Source organism: Salifodinibacter halophilus, from assembly GCA_012999515.1.
GTDB classification, from domain to species: domain Bacteria; phylum Pseudomonadota; class Gammaproteobacteria; order Nevskiales; family Salinisphaeraceae; genus Salifodinibacter; species Salifodinibacter halophilus.
Window position 1 is genome coordinate 1 of the sequence record JABEEB010000343.1, and the last position, 263, is coordinate 263.

Sequence of the window (263 nt, forward strand, 5' to 3'; positions counted from 1 at the left end):
CGCCGTCCTCGTAGGTCTCGTTGATGATCTCGATGAGGTTCCGCTCGGAGTCCGCCTGATCGGTCTGGTAATCGTTGCGCCCGCCGTACGTCGACTCCATGACGAGCGTCTCGACGCGCGGGAAGTCGTTGACCGCGCCGTTGAACAGGCGGGTGTCCTCGTAGTGGATGTCCCCCGAGAAGGCGACGTTGTAGAGCCCGTCGCCGATGTGGAAGTGCGAGACGGCGCTCCCGAGGATGTGGCCGGCGTTGTGGAACGTGAGC

At 64.3% G+C, this 263-nt stretch carries 1 protein-coding gene; it reads right to left on the reverse strand.

What is annotated here, in order from left to right; genetic code table 11:
* Positions 1–263 (reverse strand): beta-CASP ribonuclease aCPSF1 (locus HKX41_11950; GenBank protein NNC24847.1); only part of this gene is annotated, 263 nt, incomplete at both ends.